Here is a 17194-nt window from a genome sequence, read left to right as displayed (position 1 = left end):
TGCGGCCGCGGCCGCGTCGGGTGGGCGGCTGCGGGCGGCGCCGTCCGGGTGCGCGCCCCGGGCTTCCAGCATCCACCCGCGCCGGGCTTCCCGGGGCTCTCAGCCGCGGGTCGCCGGAGACCGCAGGCTGCGTCTCCCGGAGGATGACCCCCGGACCCCCAGCCGGAAACCGCGGTGGCCCATGGGCGTCAGCCGCGGGTCGCCAGCGACCGCAGGAAGAAGCCGAGGTTCGCGGGGCGCTCGGCGAGCCGGCGCATGAAGTAGCCGTACCAGTCGGTCCCGTAGGGGATGTACACCCGCATACGGTGCCCCTCGGCGACCAGCCGCTGCTGCTCCGCCTCGCGGATGCCGTAGAGCATCTGGAATTCGTAGTCGGCGGGCTTGCGGCCGTTGCGGTGCGCCAGCTCCTGGCCGATGGCCACCATGCGCGGGTCGTGCGACCCGATCATGGGGTAGCCCTCGCCGGCCATCAGGATCTTCAGGCAGCGCACATACGCCCTGTCCACCTCCCGCTTGTCCTGGAAGGCGACGCTCGCGGGCTCCTTGTACGCGCCCTTGACCAGCCGCACCCGGGAGCCTTCCCCGGCGAGCGCGCGGCAGTCGTCCTCGGTACGGAAGAGGTAGGACTGGAGCACCGCGCCGGTCTGCGGGAACTGCTCGCGCAGATCGGCCAGGATCGCGAGGGTGGAGTCGACCGTGGTGTGGTCCTCCATGTCGAGGGTCACGGTCGTGCCGGCCTCGGCGGCCGCCTCGACCACCGGGCGGACGTTCTTCAGCGCCAGCTCGTGGCCGCCGGGGAGCGCCTGCCCGAAAGCGGACAGCTTGACCGACATCTCGGCCTTGACACCGAGTCCCTGCTCCTTGAGGGCCGCGGCCAGGTGCAGGTAGGCATCGCGATTGCGCAGCGCCTCGGCCGGGTCGGTGATGTCCTCGCCCAGATGGTCGAGGGTAACCTCCAGGCCCCGGGCGGCGAGCGACCGCACGGCCGCCATCGACTCGGCCAGCCGCTCGCCGGCGACGAACCGGTCCACGACGGGGCGGGTGACCGGAGCGGCCGCGACGATGCGGCGGATGCTGTCGCTGCGCGCTGCGGCGAGAAGCACGGGACCCAGCATGGGCACCTCCACGATTCAGGGGACGCATGCCGTGCGGACCCCGGACCGGGCGAACGCGTCGGCAAGATTGAGCCACCTGAAACTTAAGGATCGCGCTACTTCCCGGCCATCGACAGCTGTCACGCCTTCGTGGTCGGGATCTCAGACAGATGTATGAGAATGAGGGGAAGGAGCCGAAGCCAGCGATGACTGTGGTGTGACAGTTGTCGAAGATGCCGGAGATGCCGGTGGGGTGGCACCAGGGAGAGGAGCCGGACGGCGGATGCGGGGCGATTACCAGCAGCTCGTGGACGAGATCTCGGCGGCGCTCGGCGCCCCGGCGACGCTGGAGGACCGGGATTTCGGACTGATCGCGTTCGGGGCGCACGAGGGTGACGACGACGACGTCATGGACCCGGTGCGCACCCGCTCGATCCTCCAGCGCCGGTCCTCGGCGGCCGTACGGGCCTGGTTCGAGGCCTTCGGCATCGCCCGCGCCAGGACGGCGCTGCGCATCCCCCCGGACCCGGCCGCCGGGGTCTTCCGGGGGCGGATCTGTCTGCCCGTACGCCATCGCGGCATCGTGCACGGCTACGTCTGGCTGCTGGACGACGGGCATCTGACCGACCTCGAACTGGGCGGCCGGGGCGCGCCGCCCGACCCGCGGATCGCGCAGGCGATGGAGACCGCCTCCCGGATCGGCGCGCTGCTGGCCGACGAGGCCCGCGCCGGGTCCGAACTCGGCGAGCTGCTGCGGGAGTTGCTGGAGGTGCCGGCGGCAGGGCGGCCGGCCGCGGCGGCCGCCCTGCGCGAGGCGCTGCGCGAGGGCCTGCGCTACCCCCCGGGCGCCCCGCTCACGGTGGTCGCGGTGCTGCCCTGGGACACCTCCGACACCGACACCGCGCCGCTGCCGGGGCTGCCGGGCCTGCTCGCCGCGTGCGCCCTGCCCGCGGGCGGCGGCCCGGACGGCGGACGGGGCGGCGACGCGGCCGCGTCCGGCACCGAGAACGGCGCGGGGACGGCCGCGACGGACCGGCCGCGGCCCGCCGCGGCCGTCCCCGCCCTGGCCGCGCTGGTACGGCTGCGCACGGCCGGTGCGCTCGCCCCGGCCCACGCGGTGGCCGAGCAGCTGCTGCGCTCCCCGCGCGCGGGCGCGGGCCCGGCCGGTGCGCCACCGGCCCGGGGCACCGCGGCGGCCGGCGGCGGACAGCCCGCGCCGCTCGGGCCGGGCGCCGCCGGAATCGGCGCCGGCACCGCCGAGTTGACCGCCCTCCCGGCCACCTGGCGCGAGGCGCTGGACGCGGCCCGCGCGGCCCGCGCCGAGCCCCGGCTGGGCCCGGTCACCCAGTGGGACGCGATCGGCGCGTACCGCCTGCTGACCACGCTGCCGGACCCCGCGCCCGACCCGGTCGTCGGCCCGCTGCTGGCCCCCGCGCACGCCGAACTCGCCCGCACCGCCGAGGTGTTCCTCGACTGCGCGGGGCAGGCGAGCCGGACCGCGCAGCTGCTGGGCATCCACCGTCAGACGCTCTACTACCGGCTGGGCCGGGTGGAGAAGCTCACCGGCCTCGACCTGGACGACGGCGAGCACCGGCTGCTGCTGCACATGGCCCTCAAGGCGGCACGGCTGTGAGCGGGCCGGCCCGACCGGCCGCACCGGTGCGCCCGTTCGGGCGAGCCGGCCGGTCCGGACCGCTTCGGCCGGCCGGGTGAAAGCGGCGGCCCGCCCCGCCCGCCGGGAGCCTCGTGCCCCGGCTCACGCCGTTCCCGGCACCCCGCCCGTGGTGACCCGGCGCAGCGCGGTGGCGAGGTCCCGGCCGGTGGGCATCCGGTCCGGGGCGAGCAGCGACTGGACCATCAGGCCGGTGAGCAGGGCCCGGTAGAAGGAGCCGACGACGCGCGCCGTCTCGGCGTCGACCTCGGCGTCCGGCACCCCTTCGAAGGCCGCGACGAGTTCCTCGCCGCCCTCCGGGAGCACCTCGCCGACGGCCTCGCGCAGCGCCTCATCGCGCGGCAGCAGCCCCAGCACCTCGACCTGCGCCGCGATGAACTGCGGTTCCGTGGCGATCCGTTGCAACACCCGGTCCCAGACGGCGGCGAAGCGGCCCAGCGGATCCGCGTCCGGCGCCTGCCCGTCAGCGGCGGCCGGCGGCCGGGCGATCCCCGCGCCCCACTCCTCGGTGGACGCGATGACCGCCTGGCACATCAGCGCGTCCTTGGAGCCGTAGTGGTAGCCGATGGAGGCGAGGTTGGCGCCGGAGGCGGCCACGATGTCGCGGGCGGTGGTGCGCGCATAGCCCTTCTCCAGGAGGCAGCGTTTGGCGCCCTCCAGAAGGTCCTCACGGTGTCCCATGAAGGGAGCCTATCGCCGCCCGTACGCGCGTACCGGACGGATGTATGAGACGTCCGTACACGGCCGCCTCTCCCTGCGCCTTCCCCCGCGGAGCACGGGCGTGTGCGGGCGGAGGCCGCATGCTCGACGGCGGCCTCCGCCGCTCCCCCGGTCCGGGGCACCCCACCCGGTTACCGGAGCCGGTCCGGCCCGGGCCCCTCTCCGGGGTCCGTGCCGTCGTCACTCTCGGGCGCCTGCTCCCTGCCGCGCCGCGCCTCCTCGTCGTCATGGCCGGACGGCCCCGGCCCCGACCGCGTACCGGCGCCCGAACCGGCCAGCGGCCCGTCGACGAGCTTGTTGCGCTCACCGTGCGTCCGGCCCTGCGCGTCGCCCTGCCCGGACGCCCGCGCCCCGGCGTCCCCGGTACCGGCCGGGCCCGCGTCGTCCCGGGCGGGCCGGGGACGCGACGCCGCCGCGCCGGTATCGGGCACCTCACCGGCGGTCTCCGGCGGGTCCTGGGGTCCGGTCACACCCGGCCGGGGCATCCCGTAGTGGCGGTAGAGCTCGGTTTCCTCGGAGGGGTCGAGATGACCGTCGACGTCGATCCGCGGCGCGGCCTTGATGGTGTGCTTGTCGTGCGGAACGTGCAGCTCGTCGCCGGTCCGGGTGGCCCCGGCGAGCGGGATGAAGGTCTCCTTCATCCCGAACAGCCCGGTGCGCACCGTGATCCACTCGGGGTCGTTCGTGGCGTCGTCCCGGTAGACCTGCTGGACCTTGCCCACCTTCACGCCGTCCGTATCGACCACCTGCAGACCGGTGAGGCTGTGCGGGGCATCCCCCAGGGGTGCATTCATGGCGTCCGCTCTCCTTCCACACGCACCGGCCGGGGCACGCGCAGTACCCATTGCGCGCCGCGCGCCTGCCCCGGGCGACTCGGCGGGGCCGCCGGCCCGGGTCCGCGGCGGCCCGACGGCGGCGCCTGCGGCCTCCACGACCTCCCCCACCGCTACGCCATTCGGGTGAACGGCAAGGCGTCGGCACCACGGCCGGGTCGCACCGCCGCCGCGGCCCCGCGAGGCCGGCACAGCGACGGGCCCGGACACCGCCGAAGCGGCATCCGGGCCCGTTGAGCTGCGCAGACCTACGGTCAGTCGCCGAGGTTCACCGCGCGCACCGAGGTCGCGCCGATCTCCTCGGCGATCTCGGTGAGCACATGCGGCGGAATGGTGTCGTCGACGGTCAGCGCGACCAGCGCCTCGCCACCGACATCGGCCCGGGAGACCTGCATCCCGCCGATGTTGATGCCCGCCTCGCCCAGGATCCGGCCGACGGTGCCGACGACACCGGGGCGGTCGCTGTAGCGCAGGAAGGCCATGTGGTCGGCGAGCGACAGGTCGATGGAGTGCTCACCAACCGCGACGATCTTCTGGATGTTCTTGTGGCCGGCCAGCGTGCCGGAGATCGACACCTCGTCGCCGCCCGCCAGGGTGCCGCGCACGGTCACCACATTGCGGTGCTCGGGCGACTCGCTGCTGGTCGTCAGCCGCACCTCGACGCCGCGCTCCTGCGCGAACAGCGGGGCGTTGACGTAGGACACCGTCTCGTCGACGACATCCTCGAACACGCCCTTGAGCGCGGAGAGTTCCAGCACCTTGACGTCGTGCTGGGTGATCTCGCCGTACACCTCGACGTCCAGGCGCATCGCGACCTCGCCGGCCAGCGCGGTGAAGATCCGGCCCAGCCGCTCGGCCAGCGGCAGGCCCGGCTTGACGTCCTCGGCGATCACGCCGCCCTGGACGTTGACCGCGTCCGGGACCAGCTCGCCGGCCAGCGCGAGCCGCACCGACTTGGCGACCGAGATCCCGGCCTTCTCCTGCGCCTCGCCCGTGGAGGCACCGAGGTGCGGGGTGGCGACGACCTGGTCGAACTCGAAGAGCGGCGAGTCGGTGCAGGGCTCGGTCGCGTAGACGTCCAGCCCCGCGCCGGCCACCCGGCCCTCCTTGAGCGCGGTGGCCAGCGCCGCCTCGTCGACGATCCCGCCGCGCGCGGCGTTGACGATCCGGACCGACGGCTTGACCTTGTGCAGCGCCTCGTCACCGATGAGACCGACGGTCTCGGGCGTCTTGGGGAGGTGCACGGTGATGAAGTCGGAGACCGCGAGCAGCTCGTCGAGGGTCAGCAGCTTGACGCCCATCTGCGCGGCGCGGGCCGGCTGCACGTAGGGGTCGTAGGCGACGACCTTCATGCCGAACGCCGACATCCGCTGGGCGACCAGGACGCCGATCCGGCCGAGGCCGACCACGCCGAGGGTCTTCTCGCTGAGCTCGACGCCGGTGTACTTGCTGCGCTTCCACTCGCCGTTCTTCAGCGCGGTGTTGGCCTGCGGGATGTTGCGGGCCGTGGCGACCAGCAGACCGCAGGCGAGCTCGGCGGCGGTGACGATGTTGGAGGTCGGGGCGTTGACGACCATCACGCCGGCCTTGGTGGCGGCGGAGACGTCGACATTGTCCAGACCGACGCCGGCGCGGGCGACGACCCGCAGCTTCTTGGCGGCGGCGATGGCCTCGGCGTCGATCTTCGTCGCGCTGCGCACGAGGACGGCGTCGACGTCGGCGATCGCGGGGAGCAGCTCGGCGCGGTCCGCGCCGTTGCAGTGCCGGATCTCGAAGTCCGGCCCGAGGGCGTCGACGGTGGCGGGCGACAGCTCTTCGGCGATGAGTACGACAGGTTTCGAGCTCACGTGGTCTTCAGTCCTCACTAGTCCTTCGCGGACGGCCGTCCCGACGGCCGAAGGCGGTGAAGGGGGAAAGCCGCGTGGAAGACGCACGACGCTGTGAGCCTGACGCGCTTGTGCAATGCAGTGTAGTGGCGGTGCGGGGCGCGTCCTGTGCCGAAGCGAAAGGATCACCCGTGCGTGGCTCCACGCGGCGGACGGGCGCCGCTGCGTGGCGCGGGAGGCAGGGGGCCGCGGCCGCGCCGCGACCCCCTGTCCGGTGGCTTACGCCTCGTCGTCCACCCAGCTCATGAGCTTGCGGAGCTTCTTGCCCGTGGTCTCCAGCAGGTGGTCCTCGTCGGCCTTCTTGTACTCGTTGTACTTCGGCAGACCGGCGTTGTACTCGGCCATCCAGTTGTTGGCGAAGGTGCCGTCCTGGATCTCGGCGAGCACCTTCTTCATCTCGGCCTTGGTCTGGTCGGTGATGATGCGGGGGCCGGTGACGTAGTCGCCCCACTCGGCGGTCTCGGAGACCGACCAGCGCATCTTCTCCAGGCCGCCCTCGTACATGAGGTCCACGATCAGCTTCAGCTCGTGGAGGCACTCGAAGTACGCGATCTCCGGCTGGTAGCCCGCCTCGACCAGGGTCTCGAAGCCGGCCTTGACCAGCGCCGAGGCGCCACCGCAGAGCACGGCCTGCTCACCGAACAGGTCGGTCTCGGTCTCCTCGGTGAAGGTGGTCTTGATGACGCCGGCGCGGGTGCCACCGATGCCCTTGGCGTAGGAGAGCGCCAGCGCGAAGGCGTTGCCGGACGCGTCCTGCTCGACGGCCACGATGCACGGCACGCCGCGGCCCTCCTCGTACTGACGGCGCACGAGGTGGCCCGGGCCCTTGGGGGCGACCATGCACACGTCGACGTTCGCCGGGGCCTTGATGAAGCCGAAGCGGACGTTCAGGCCGTGGCCGAAGAACAGCGCGTCGCCGTCCTTGAGGTGGTCCTTGATGGACTCCTCGTAGACCTTGGCCTGGATCGGGTCCGGCACCAGGATCATGATGACGTCGGCCTCGGCCGCCGCCTCGGCCGGCGTGACCACGCGCAGGCCCTGCTCCTCGGCCTTGGCCTTGGACTTCGACCCCTCGTGCAGGCCGACGCGCACGTCGACGCCCGAGTCCCGCAGCGACAGCGCGTGGGCGTGGCCCTGGCTGCCGTAGCCGATGACCGCGACCTTGCGGTTCTGGATGATGGACAGGTCGGCATCGTCGTCGTAGAACAGCTCGGCCACTTCGGGTCTCTCCTTGGATCTAGCGGGTGCCCACACAGTACGTCGGGCGGGATGGGGAAGGGCGGGTGGTCTCGCCATGCGGTCCATGTGGTCCTTGCGGGACGCGGCGAGGGGGATCAGGCCGAACGGTCCAGGGCGCGCAGCGAGCGGTCGGTGATGGACCGGGCGCCACGGCCTATGGCGATCGTGCCGGACTGGACGAGTTCCTTGATGCCGAACGGCTCCAGCATCTTGAGCATCGCCTCCAGCTTGTCACTCGACCCGGTGGCCTCGATGGTGACGGCCTCGGGCGAGACGTCCACGGTCTTGGCGCGGAAGAGCTGGACGATCTCGACGATCTGCGAGCGGGTCTCGTTGTCGGCGCGGACCTTCACCAGGACCAGCTCGCGCTGGATGGCGGCGCCCGGCTCCAGCTCGACGATCTTCAGCACGTTGACGAGCTTGTTGAGCTGCTTGGTGACCTGCTCCAGCGGCAGCGACTCCACGCTGACCACGATGGTGATGCGGGAGATGTCGGGGTGTTCGGTGACCCCGACCGCGAGCGAGTCGATGTTGAAGCCGCGGCGGGAGAACAGGGCGGCGATCCGGGCGAGGATGCCGGGGGTGTTCTCCACCAGGACGGAGAGCGTGTGCTTGGACATGGTCTTCTCTCTTCTTCCGTGCGTCCGTGTCGTCCTGGGCTCAGTCGTCTTCGTTGTCGCCGAAGTCGGGACGCACGCCCCGGGCGGCCATGACCTCGTCGTTGGAGGTGCCGGCGGCGACCATCGGCCACACCTGGGCGTCCTCGTGGACGATGAAGTCGATCACGACCGGGCGGTCGTTGATGGCATTGGCCTTGGCGATCACCGCGTCGAGTTCGGACGGGTCCTCACAGCGCATCGCGACACAGCCCATCGCCTCGGACAGCTTGACGAAGTCCGGGACGCGGGTGCCGCCGCTGGCCTTGCCGGCCGTCACCAGCCCGTTGGCCTCGGGGCCGGAGTGCAGCACGGTGTTGGAGTACCGCTGGTTGTAGAAGAGGGTCTGCCACTGGCGCACCATGCCCAGCGCGCCGTTGTTGATGACCGCGACCTTGATCGGGATGTTGTTCAGCGCGCAGGTGACCAGCTCCTGGTTGGTCATCTGGAAGCAGCCGTCGCCGTCGATCGCCCAGACGGTGCGGTCCGGCTGACCGGCCTTGGCGCCCATGGCGGCGGGGACGGCGTAGCCCATCGTGCCGGCGCCGCCGGAGTTCAGCCAGGTCGAGGGCTTCTCGTAGTCGATGAAGTGGGCGGCCCACATCTGGTGCTGGCCGACGCCGGCGGCGTAGATGGTGTCGGCGGGGGCGAGCTTGCCGATGCGCTCGATGACCTGCTGCGGGGAGAGGGTGCCGTCCTCCGGCAGGTCGTAGCCCAGCGGGTAGGTCTCGCGCCAGCGGTTGAGGTCCTTCCACCAGGCGGCGTATCCGCTCCGGGCGGCCTCGCCCAGCTGACCGGCGTCGTGCTCGGCCTGGACGGCGACGATCAGATCGGCGATGACCTCACGGGCGTCGCCGACGATCGGCACGTCCGCGACGCGGTTCTTGCCGATCTCCGCCGGGTCGATGTCCGCGTGCACGACCTTGGCGTACGGCGCGAAGGAGTCCAGCTTGCCGGTGACCCGGTCGTCGAAGCGGGCGCCGAGGGTGATCAGCAGATCCGACTTCTGCAGCGCGGTGACGGCGGTGACCGCGCCGTGCATCCCCGGCATGCCGACGTGCTGCGGGTGGCTGTCGGGGAAGGAGCCCAGCGCCATCAGGGTCGTGGTGACGGGGGCGCCGGTCAGCTCGGCGAGCACCTTCAGCTCGGCGGTCGCGCCGGACTTCAGCACCCCGCCGCCGACGTAGAGCACCGGGCGCTTGGCCTCGGCGATCAGCCGGGCGGCCTCGCGGATCTGCTTGGCGTGCGGCTTGGTCACCGGGCGGTAGCCGGGCAGCTCGGTGTGCGGCGGCCAGGTGAAGGTGGTCCGGGCCTGGAGGGCGTCCTTGGCGATGTCGACCAGGACCGGACCGGGCCGGCCGGTGGACGCGATGTGGAACGCCTCGGCGATCGTCCGGGGGATCTCGGCCGGGTCGGTGACCAGGAAGTTGTGCTTGGTGATCGGCATCGTGATGCCGCAGATGTCCGCCTCCTGGAAGGCGTCCGTGCCGATCGCCTTGGACGCGACCTGGCCGGTGATCGCCACCAGCGGGACGGAGTCCATGTGGGCGTCGGCGATCGGGGTGACGAGGTTGGTGGCACCCGGGCCCGAGGTCGCCATGCAGACGCCGACCTTGCCGGTGGCCTGCGCGTACCCGGTGGCGGCGTGGCCGGCGCCCTGCTCGTGGCGCACCAGGACGTGCCGGACCTTCGAGGAGTCCATCATCGGGTCGTACGCAGGAAGGATCGCGCCGCCGGGAATGCCGAACACGGTGTCGGCCCCGACCTCCTCGAGCGAACGGATCAGCGACTGCGCGCCCGTGACGTGCTCGACGGCGGGCTGCTGCGGTCCGCCGGAGGTACGGGCCCGCGGCTGCGGATGGTGGGCCCCGGAGGCCTGCTCGGTCATCTGCGTCTCTTCTCGAAGCTGAGGTTTTTGACGGATTTGTGAGGTTGCTGTGCAACAAAAAACCCCCCGTGCCAAGTGGCAAGCGAGGGGAGCGCGTCGGTGCGGTTAGCCGGGTTTCGTCAGTGACCCGGCCTCAGCCGACGCGCTTTCCAAGTACGAGAATTCGGGTGCGCATGGCACTGACCCTCCCCCCGCCGTACACCGGGTGTCAAGTGGGTGGGACGGAGGTCTCACTATTTGAGCGCAATGGCGGATGCACGAGCGATTCCGGGCCCGCCGGACCGCCCTGACGTACGGGCAGACCGCTGCCGGTGAGCACCACCGCCCGGCTCTGGACCGCGACGTCCGGGACCGGATAGTGGGCGTGCGTCAGGGACCGCCGCAGCCGAGGTTCGTCGAGCGGCCCGGAGAAGGCCGTCCCCATGCCGTGCGTGCAGCCCATGGAGCGCAGGGCGAGCACCTGCTCGGGCAGATCGACGCCGTCCGCGACGGACTGCATGCCCAGGTCACCGGCGATCCGCAGCAGCCCGGCGGTGATCTTGTGCAGCCGGGCGGACTCCACCACTCCGTCGACCAGCCCGCGATCCAGCCGCAGGACGTCGACGGGCAGCCTGCGCAGCGCGCTGATGGCGGCGAATCCGCTGCCGAAGCCGTCCAGGGCGATCCGTACGCCGAGCCGGCGCAGCGCGACCAGCCGGCGCTCCAGGTCGTCCAGCGGAAGGCGCGGGTCGCTCTCGGACAGCTCCAGGACGAGCGCGCGCGAGGGCAGGCCGTGCCGGGTGAGCAGCGATTCGACGCCCTTGGGGGACAGCGCCTGGTCCAGCAGCCGGCGGGCCGGGAGGCGGACCGCGACCGGGAGCGGATGACCGGCGCGGTGACGGGCCGCGGCCTGCTCGACGGCCGCCTCCAGCTGCCAGCGGTCCAGCTCGGCGGCGCGGTCGCCGTCCTCGGTGTAGCGGCCGCGGTCGCCGACCCGCAGGAACTCCGCCGGGGTGAAGAGGATGCCCTGGGCGGAGCGCCAGCGGGCGTGCGCCGCGACGGCGGTGACCCGCCCGCCGGCCAGCTCCACCACGGGCTGGTGCAGCAGCGAGAAGGCACCGTCCTGCAGGGCGGTGCGGAGCTTGGTGGCCAGCTCGGCGCGGTGCGCCACCTCGGTCTGCATCTGCGGGGCGTACAGCTCCACCCGGCCCTTGCCGGCCTGCTTGGCGCGGTACATCGCGAGGTCCGCGTTGCGCAGCAGGCCCGCGGGGCTGACGCCGGGCTCGGCGAAGGCCACCCCGATGCTGGCCGCCACCCGCACCTCACGGCCGTCGATGCGGTACGGATCCGAGAGCCGGATGCGCAGCCGGTCGGCGATCTCGTGGATCCGGAACTCGCGGGCGGCGATGTCGCGGGTGCCGTCGCCGGTGATCAGCGCGGCGAACTCGTCGCCGCCCAGCCGGGCCGCTATGTCGCCGGCGCGCACCGAGTCGCCGAGCCGGCGGGCGGCCTGGATCAGCAGTTCGTCGCCCGCCTGGTGGCCGATGGTGTCGTTGACCTGCTTGAAGCCGTCGAGGTCGATGTAGAGCACGGCGGTGTCGTGGTCGCTGGCACGGCGGCCGGTGACGGCCTGGGTGACGCGCTCGGTGAACAGGGCGCGGTTGGGCAGGTCGGTGAGCGCGTCGTGCGAGGCGTTGTGCTGGAGCTGGGCCTGCAGCCGGACGCGTTCGGTGACATCGCGGGAGTTGAAGATCAGGCCGCCGTGGTGGCGGTTGACGGTGGACTCGACGTTCAGCCAGCCGTCGCCGCCGGAGCGCTGCTCGCCGGCGCGGAAGCGGCACTCGATCCGGGTGGTCGGCTCGTCCTCGGGGGCGGCGGCGAGGAATCTGCGGACCTCGTGCACCACCCGTCCCAGGTCCTCGGGGTGGATCAGCGAGGCGAGTTCGGAGCCGACCAGCTCCTCGGCGTCGCGCCCGTAGACACCGGCGGCGGCCGGGCTGACGTAGTGGAGCACACCGGTGGGGGCGGCGATCATGATGACGTCGCTGGAGCCCTGCACCAGGGAGCGGAAGTGGTTCTCCTTCTGCGCCAACTCCTGGGTGAGGGTGATGTTGTCGAGCAGCATGATGCCCTGGCGGACGACGAGCGCGAGCACGACCGTGCAGCCGGTGAACAGCACCACGCGGTCGATGCGCCGGCCGTCCAGGACGTTGGTGAGGATGCCCAGCGTGCAGACGGCGGCGGCGAGATACGGGGTCAGGGCGGCGAGCGAGCCGGCGATGGGGCGGCTGCCGTGCGAGGGGACCCGGCGCGCGGCGGGCCTGGCCTCCTCCTGGGTGCACTCGTCGCCCGCGCGGCGGGCGACCCAGGGGGCGTACGCGAGGAGTATCGAGCCGGCGAACCATCCGGCGTCGAGGATCTGGCCGGAGCGGTAGTGCTCGCGCAGCAGCGGGGAGCTGAACAGCGCGTCGCACAGCACCGTCAGGGCGAGCGCCGCGACCGCGGTGTTGATCGCCGAGCGGTGCACCGAGGAGCGCCGGAAGTGCAGCACGAGCACCATGCTCACCAGCACGATGTCCAGCAGCGGATAGGCCAGCGACAGCGCGCTCTGCGCCACGCTGCGGCCCTGGAAGTGGGCGGTGTGGGCGAGCGCGAGGCTCCATGAGAGGGTGACCAGCGACCCGGCGATCAGCCAGGAGTCGAGCCCCAGGCAGACCCAACCGGCCCTGTTCACCGGCCGCTTGGCGAGCACCAGCAGACCGACGATCGCCGGTGGTGCGAACAGCAGGAAGCAGAAGTCGGCCAGGGAGGGACTGGGTACCGTGGTTCCCTCGATGACCTCGTACCAGCCCCATACGCCGTTGCCGAGGCCCGCCATCGAGGAGGAGACGGCGAACAGCATCCAGGCGGGGCGGAAGCGGGTGCGGCGCTTGCGGGCGTACAGACCGCAGGAGACGGCCGCCAGGAGTGCCGCGAAGCTGAGGCCGAAGTCCCCCATGAAGGCCGCGACTTCGGGTGATCCCCAGCCGAAGGCGGCGCCGACGGCATAGCCGCCGCAGACCACGGCGAGGACGACCTGCGGCACCGCGCTCGGCGGACTGCCGGCCGGCGCCGGCGGCCGGGAGAGCATCGCCCCCGGGGCGCTCACCGGATTCTCCTGCCCACCCGTACCGGGCGCCGTCGCGAGCGGCGCTCCCGGGGGTTTCGCCCTATCCCCGCGGGCGCTCGTGGATCGTGCTTCTCGCGCATCGTCCATCGGTCGTACATCGCCCGTCGCCCCCCTCGAGTCCCGGATCCTTCGCATCGCGCCGCGTCCTTCCCGGCGTCGTCCCCGCTCGGACGATACACCAGTTCCGTCACTCAGGGACATAGTGTCTCTACGGAGCGTGACTGGGGGCGGAATTGCGCCTACTCCCCGCAGTCTTACGGACTCGTAGCGCTACCCGCGACCGCTTCAGCCGGCGGTGGCGACCACGTTCCGCAGGGGCTCGCCGGCCGCGAAAAGCGTCAGCTGATCCCTCAGCAGCCGCTTCGCGCGGGGCAGGAAGGCAGAACTGGGGCCACCGACGTGTGGAGTGATGAGCACGCCGGGAGCGTGCCACAGCGGATGCCCGGCGGGCAGGGGTTCCGGATCGGTGACATCGAGCGCCGCGCGCAGGCGCCCGGACTGGAGTTCGGCGAGGAGCGCCGCGGTGTCGACGATCCCGCCGCGCGCGATGTTCACCAGCAGTGCGCCGTCCTTCATCCGCGCCAGGAAATCGCGTCCGACCAGGCCACGCGTCGCTTCGGTGAGCGGGGTCGCCAGCACGACGACGTCCGCGCCGGGCAGGAGGGCGGACAGGTCGGAGAGTGGATGCACAGGGCCGCGCACAGTGTCACGCGCGGTGCGTGCGATGCGCACCACCCGCGCACATTCAAAGGGTGTGAGCCGGTCCTCGATGGCACTGCCGATCGAACCATAGCCCACAATGAGGACCGATTTGTCGGCAAGCGCGGGCCGGAGGTCCGGCCGCCACTCCCCCGCGTCCTGGCCCCGTACGAAGTCGGGAACGCCGCGCAGCGCGGCGAGGGTCAGCGTCAGCGCCAGCTCGGCGGTGCTGGCGTCGTGCAGCCCGCGGGCGTTGCACAGCCGGGCGCCGACCGGCATCCGGGACAGCCCCGGCAGCATGTGCTCGACACCGGCGGTGAGGGTCTGCACCACCCGCACCCGGCCCATCCGGGACAGCGGGCGCAGGCTCACCTCCACGTCCTTCATATAGGGGACCGCGTAGAAGGCGCACCGCTCCGGGTCGGCCGGGTAGTCGGGGCCGGCGTCCCAGTGAACGTAGCGGAGGCCACCGGGGAGCCCCTCGATCTCGTCGGGCGGGATCGGGAGCCACACGTCACGGGCCTCGGTGTGCGCCTCGGTGCGCTGGTCTGCGGTTGCCATGACCGCAGGCTATGCGAAGAGATGTTCTGCCCAGACGTTAGTTTGGTCTGGCCCTTGAGCGGGGGCGAGGGGATGGAGGCACAACCAGGTGGAGCGCAGGACAATCGGTGCGGCGGCTCTCGAAGTGGGCGCCATCGGACTCGGCTGCATGCCGATGAGCTGGGGGTACACCGAGTCGCAGCGCAGCTTGGACAGCTCGCTGCGGGCCGTGCACACCGCGCTGGACCGGGGGTGCAGCCTGCTCGACACCGCCGACATGTACGGCCCGTTCACCAATGAGCTGCTGGTGGGGCGGGTGCTCAAGGAGCGGCGGGCGGAGGCGTTCGTCTCGACCAAGTGCGGGCTGCTGGTGGGTGAGCAGCACATCGTCGCCAACGGGCGGCCCGGGTACGTGCGGCGTGCCTGCGACGCCTCGCTGCGGCGGCTGCAGACCGACCGCATCGATCTCTACCAACTGCACCGGGCCGACCCCGAGGTGCCCATCGAGGAGACCTGGGGAGCGATGGCGGAGCTGGTGGCGGCCGGGAAGGTGCGCTCGCTGGGGCTGTGCGCGGTGGGCGCGCGGGCGGTGCGGCCGGCGCGCGCGGGCCGTGCCGAGCGGCGGCCGGCCGGCGGCGGGCCGCGGAGGCGCTCCCGGATGCACGACGGCACGCTGGCCCAACTGGAGCGGATCCAGCAGGTGTTCCCGGTCAGCAGCGTGCAGGCCGAGCTGTCGGTGTGGTCGCCGGAGGCGCTGGAGGAGCTGCTGCCGTGGTGCGCGTCGCGGGGCGTGGGCTTTCTGGCGGCGATGCCGCTGGGCAACGGCTATCTGACCGGCACCCTCACCCCGGGGCAGGGCTTCGAACCGGAGGACACCAGGGCCCGTCACCCGCGGTTCACCGCCGAGATGATGGCCGCGAACCAGCCGGTGGTGGCGGGACTGCGGCGGGTCGGCGCGCGTCACGACGCGACGCCGGGGCAGGTGGCGCTGGCCTGGGCGCTGGCGCAGGGCCGGCACGTCGTCCCGGTGCCGGGGACGAAGAAGGAGCGCTGGGCCGCGCAGAACGCCGCGGCGGCGCAGCTGACGCTCTCCCGTGAGGACCTGGCGGAGATCGCCGCGCTACCGCCGGCGCGCGGGTCCTGGTACTAGGGCGAAGCCCCTCACGGGCCCGGGTGCCTCCGGGTCCGTACGCGCGCCGCGGGGTCGCGGCCCGGCCGTCCGCGGGATCCCGGCGGGCGGGAGTGGCGCCGCCACGGCCGGGGCACGGGCGTCGGGCGGTGCGATGTGGTGGGGTGGGGCACGTCCCGCCGACGAGAGGACCCTGCCGTGCAACGCCGTCACCGCACCGCCGTGTTGGCCGCCGCTTCACTGCTGCTGGCGGCGGGCTGCTCGTCCGGCGGCACCGCGCCCCGGGGCGGTGGGGCGTCCGCCGGCCCGGCGCACAGCGGCGCCGCCTCGCCGGGCGCCGCCCCGTCGTCCGGCGCGCCGCCCGCCAAGGGCTCGGTGAGGGTGACCGCCACCCTGGTGAAGGGGCTGAAGTCGCCCTGGGGCGTGGCGGTGCTGCCGGGCGGGGACCTGCTGGTCTCCTCCCGTGACACCGGGAAGATCGTCCGGGTCGCGGCGAAGAACGGGAAGATCACCGAGCTGGGGTCGGTCCCGGGCGTGGACCCGGGCGGCGAGGGCGGGCTGCTGGGGATCGCGGTGTCCCCGTCGTTCGGCACCGACCATCTGGTGTACGCCTACTTCACCACCGCGTCCGACAACCGCATCGCCCGCATGGTGTACGACGCCAGGCGTCCGCCGGGCAATCAGCTGGGCGCGCCCGACACCGTCTTCAAGGGCATCCCCAAGGGCGAGATGCACAACGGCGGCCGGATCGCCTTCGGCCCGGACGGGATGCTCTACGCCGGCACCGGCGAGACCGGCGACACCGGGCTGGCCCAGGACAAGAAGTCGCCGGCCGGCAAGATCCTGCGGATGACGCCGGACGGCGAGCCGGCGCACGGCAACCCCGAGGCGGACTCGGTGGTGTACGACTACGGCCACCGCAATGTGCAGGGGCTGGCCTGGGACGGCGACAAGCGGCTGTGGGCCTCGGAGTTCGGCCAGCACACCTGGGACGAGCTCAACCTCATCGAGCCGGGCAGGAACTACGGCTGGCCCGAGGCCGAGGGCAGGGCCAGGGGCAAGGCGGCGGGTTCGGGGTTCGTGAACCCGGTCGAGGAGTGGCGGACCGCGGATGCCTCGCCCAGCGGCATCGCCTACGCCAAGGGCTCGATCTGGATGGCCTCGCTGCGCGGCGAACGGCTGTGGCGGATCCCGCTGAACGGGACCGAGCCGGTGGCGGCCCCGCAGGCCTTCCTCCGGGGCACCTACGGACGACTGCGGACGGTCGTGGCGGCCGACGACGGCACGTTGTGGCTGGTCACCAGCAACACGGACGGGCGGGGCACACCGCGCAAGGGAGATGACCGAATCCTCCGCCTCACGGTGAGCTGATCCCACTGATCCCCTTTTCGGGTGACCTGCCTACACTCGGTACCGGGGACGGGTGTACGTCACGCCGAAGAGGGGACAGGCACCGTGTTCAATGTCGTGGAAGAGCTGTTCGCGCCGGGCCGTCAGCACACCGAGGAGGAGCGGCAGCGGATGACCCTGGTCGTCGACGACGTGGGGGATGCCGACCCCTCGAAGGGGCCGATCGACCTCTCCTCGGGGACCGTGGTCGTCAAGGCGCCGCAACGGCAGCGGGACGCGGCGGACCAGGGCTAGGCGGGCTGTTCGGGCCGACCGGCAGGCCACCGCGCCCCCGCCGCCC

13 protein-coding genes are annotated in these 17194 nt (G+C 72.5%); 4 read left to right on the top strand and 9 right to left on the bottom strand.

From position 1 onward, the window contains the following. Positions 1–188 precede the first annotated feature (188 nt). The gene (locus ACQP17_RS25780; RefSeq protein ID WP_433858413.1) at positions 189–1115 is read right to left on the bottom strand and encodes a proline dehydrogenase family protein; all 927 of its coding nucleotides are present in this window, start codon (positions 1113–1115) and stop codon (positions 189–191) included. Between the two features lie 262 nt (positions 1116–1377). Here ACQP17_RS25780 and ACQP17_RS25775 point away from each other — a divergent pair, with 262 nt between their 5' ends. Then, positions 1378–2727 carry a PucR family transcriptional regulator gene (locus ACQP17_RS25775; RefSeq protein WP_433858412.1) on the top strand — a complete coding sequence of 450 codons (1350 nt, stop codon included), beginning with the start codon at positions 1378–1380 and terminating at the stop codon, positions 2725–2727. Between the two features lie 123 nt (positions 2728–2850). Here the strand turns inward: ACQP17_RS25775 and ACQP17_RS25770 are convergent, their stop codons facing one another. The 8 genes from ACQP17_RS25770 to ACQP17_RS25735 form a co-directional block, all read right to left on the bottom strand. Continuing rightward, on the bottom strand, positions 2851–3447 hold the full coding sequence (locus ACQP17_RS25770) for a TetR/AcrR family transcriptional regulator (protein WP_433858411.1): 597 nt from the start codon (positions 3445–3447) through the stop codon (positions 2851–2853). A gap of 170 nt (positions 3448–3617) precedes the next feature. Next, on the bottom strand, positions 3618–4280 hold the full coding sequence (locus tag ACQP17_RS25765) for a PRC-barrel domain-containing protein (RefSeq protein WP_433858410.1): 663 nt from the start codon (positions 4278–4280) through the stop codon (positions 3618–3620). A 293-nt stretch (positions 4281–4573) separates the two neighbouring features. Further along, the gene (gene serA, locus ACQP17_RS25760; protein WP_433858409.1) at positions 4574–6166 is read right to left on the bottom strand and encodes a phosphoglycerate dehydrogenase; all 1593 of its coding nucleotides are present in this window, start codon (positions 6164–6166) and stop codon (positions 4574–4576) included. Between the two features lie 258 nt (positions 6167–6424). Continuing rightward, entirely contained in the window at positions 6425–7423 is a 999-nt protein-coding gene (gene ilvC, locus ACQP17_RS25755; RefSeq protein ID WP_433858408.1) for a ketol-acid reductoisomerase, read from the bottom strand. 116 nt (positions 7424–7539) lie between these two features. Continuing rightward, complete coding sequence (ilvN, locus tag ACQP17_RS25750) at positions 7540–8064, bottom strand: acetolactate synthase small subunit (protein WP_189104618.1); 525 nt, start codon at positions 8062–8064, stop codon at positions 7540–7542. A 40-nt stretch (positions 8065–8104) separates the two neighbouring features. After that, positions 8105–9988: an acetolactate synthase large subunit gene (locus ACQP17_RS25745; protein ID WP_433858407.1), complete on the bottom strand. Its 1884-nt coding sequence runs from the start codon at positions 9986–9988 to the stop codon at positions 8105–8107. Positions 9989–10196: 208 nt separating this feature from the next. Continuing rightward, on the bottom strand, positions 10197–13115 hold the full coding sequence (locus ACQP17_RS25740) for a putative bifunctional diguanylate cyclase/phosphodiesterase (RefSeq protein ID WP_433858406.1): 2919 nt from the start codon (positions 13113–13115) through the stop codon (positions 10197–10199). Between the two features lie 306 nt (positions 13116–13421). Beyond that, complete coding sequence (locus ACQP17_RS25735) at positions 13422–14396, bottom strand: 2-hydroxyacid dehydrogenase (RefSeq protein WP_433858405.1); 975 nt, start codon at positions 14394–14396, stop codon at positions 13422–13424. Between the two features lie 88 nt (positions 14397–14484). Between ACQP17_RS25735 and ACQP17_RS25730 the strand changes: the two genes are divergently transcribed. The 3 genes from ACQP17_RS25730 to ACQP17_RS25720 all read left to right on the top strand — a co-directional run bounded on the left by ACQP17_RS25730 (position 14485) and on the right by ACQP17_RS25720 (position 17148). Further along, positions 14485–15525 carry an aldo/keto reductase gene (locus ACQP17_RS25730; RefSeq protein WP_433858404.1) on the top strand — a complete coding sequence of 347 codons (1041 nt, stop codon included), beginning with the start codon at positions 14485–14487 and terminating at the stop codon, positions 15523–15525. A gap of 177 nt (positions 15526–15702) precedes the next feature. Next, positions 15703–16875: a PQQ-dependent sugar dehydrogenase gene (locus ACQP17_RS25725; protein WP_433858403.1), complete on the top strand. Its 1173-nt coding sequence runs from the start codon at positions 15703–15705 to the stop codon at positions 16873–16875. 84 nt (positions 16876–16959) lie between these two features. After that, positions 16960–17148, top strand: a complete 189-nt coding sequence (locus ACQP17_RS25720) for a DUF6191 domain-containing protein (protein WP_364885226.1) — start codon at positions 16960–16962, stop codon at positions 17146–17148. Positions 17149–17194 lie beyond the last annotated feature (46 nt).

Origin of the sequence: Streptomyces kronopolitis (genome assembly GCF_050953795.1) — a bacterium.
GTDB classification, from domain to species: domain Bacteria; phylum Actinomycetota; class Actinomycetes; order Streptomycetales; family Streptomycetaceae; genus Streptomyces; species Streptomyces kronopolitis_A.
Note: the sequence above shows the minus strand (reverse complement) of the source record. Positions and strands in the feature narration are given on the sequence as shown.

What these genes read in the sequence shown, in the direction of transcription:
- ACQP17_RS25775 (WP_433858412.1), top strand. Translation starts at nt 1,378, where the DNA reads ATGCGGGGCGATTACCAGCAGCTCGTGGACGAGATCTCGGCGGCGCTC.
- ACQP17_RS25735 (WP_433858405.1), bottom strand. Translation starts at nt 14,396, where the DNA reads ATGGCAACCGCAGACCAGCGCACCGAGGCGCACACCGAGGCCCGTGAC.
- ACQP17_RS25780 (WP_433858413.1), bottom strand. Translation starts at nt 1,115, where the DNA reads ATGCTGGGTCCCGTGCTTCTCGCCGCAGCGCGCAGCGACAGCATCCGC.
- ACQP17_RS25765 (WP_433858410.1), bottom strand. Translation starts at nt 4,280, where the DNA reads ATGAATGCACCCCTGGGGGATGCCCCGCACAGCCTCACCGGTCTGCAG.
- ACQP17_RS25770 (WP_433858411.1), bottom strand. Translation starts at nt 3,447, where the DNA reads ATGGGACACCGTGAGGACCTTCTGGAGGGCGCCAAACGCTGCCTCCTG.
- ACQP17_RS25745 (WP_433858407.1), bottom strand. Translation starts at nt 9,988, where the DNA reads ATGACCGAGCAGGCCTCCGGGGCCCACCATCCGCAGCCGCGGGCCCGT.
- ilvN (WP_189104618.1), bottom strand. Translation starts at nt 8,064, where the DNA reads ATGTCCAAGCACACGCTCTCCGTCCTGGTGGAGAACACCCCCGGCATC.